Here is a 351-nt window from a genome sequence, read left to right on the forward strand (position 1 = left end):
GAAGGGCTTCAAGGCTTAACGGTTTGGCTTCACAGCCAGCCAGATGACGTGGCGCGCGCCGCGCCCCTTGCCGGCGCGCGTACTCACCGCTTCGGTGGCAAAACCGCCATCCTTGAGACGGCGCGTGAAGCTGGTGTCCGGTCCCGACGACCAGACGGCCAGCACGCCACCGCCGCGCAGTGCGGCCTTGGTCGCGCTTATGCCGCCGAAATCGTAAAGCCTGTCGTTCGATTTGCGGGTCAGCCCGTCCGGGCCATTGTCGACGTCGAGCAGGATCGCATCGAAACCGGCCTTTGCGGCGCGGATCGCTTCGCCGACATCACCCTCGAAGATCGTCACGCGCGGATCATC

The 351-nt window shown here is 65.5% G+C and carries 1 protein-coding gene; it reads right to left on the reverse strand.

Going from position 1 to position 351, the window contains the following annotated elements; genetic code table 11:
• Window positions 1–15 precede the first annotated feature (15 nt).
• The coding region (locus AC1DIX_RS28450; protein ID WP_477328711.1) for a hypothetical protein at window positions 16–351 on the reverse strand (336 nt) is incomplete at its 5' end.

This window comes from Massilia sp. 05N420, assembly GCF_056397205.1.